Source organism: Rhodoferax ferrireducens (assembly GCF_003347515.1).
In the GTDB taxonomy this organism is placed as follows: domain Bacteria; phylum Pseudomonadota; class Gammaproteobacteria; order Burkholderiales; family Burkholderiaceae_C; genus Rhodoferax.
This window is the reverse complement of the sequence record NZ_QEII01000091.1, coordinates 1-792: the sequence shown is the minus strand read 5'-3', so window position 1 is coordinate 792 and position 792 is coordinate 1. Positions and strand designations below refer to the sequence as shown.

Sequence of the window (792 nt, the reverse complement as noted above, 5' to 3'; positions counted from 1 at the left end):
CAGCCCTACTGGCCACTAAATTTTTCGCACCGCCCAGGCCAGCCCATGGCATTTCACGTCCTTCGCTGTCCAAACGCCTGGACGAGGGTGTGTCAAGCAAGTTGACGCTGGTGTGCGCAGCCGCAGGCTTCGGAAAATCCACATTAGTTAGCCAATGGGCGCAGGATTGCCCCTTTCCAAGTGCTTGGCTCTCGCTAGACGTGGAAGACCGCGATCCCAACCGTTTTCTCGAATACCTTGTTTCTTCACTGGTGGTGGTCTCTCAAACCGTGGGGTCGGGCTTGGCAGCCATGCTGAGGAGTTCGCCGCCAGCCTCGGCAGAGACTGTTTTGACGCTGTTGGTGAACCAGCTATCGACGATTCCCGGCAAGCTGGTTCTGGTTTTAGATGACTACCACCTGGCGGCCAGTGCAGGCGTCAATGAGGTGCTGACGTTTTTGCTTGACCACATGCCGGCCCAGTTGCACGTGGTCGTCGCCAGCCGCGAGGAACCAGAAATATCGCTGGCGAAATTGCGTGTGAGCGAGCAATTGGTGGAAATTCGCCAGCAGGACCTTCGATTCGGAGTGGAAGAAGCTGATGCGTTCTTAAATCAAGGTGGCGATGTCCGTCTTTCCAAGTCCCAGGTTTGCGCACTGGAAGCGCGCACGGAGGGGTGGGTTTCAGGCTTGAAATTGGCCGCCCAGTCGCTTCGCATGCACAAGGACCCCGAATCGTTTATTGCCTCCTTCACAGGCAGCCACCAGTTCGTACAAGACTACCTCGTGGAGGAAGTATTGCGTCAACAGTCGC

Annotated in this window: 1 pseudogene; it reads left to right on the top strand. The window is 56.6% G+C overall.

Annotated features, from left to right (window positions below):
• Positions 1–89: 89 nt before the first annotated feature.
• Positions 90–792, top strand: a pseudogene (locus C5P05_RS00370) (hypothetical protein); the annotation flags it as partial.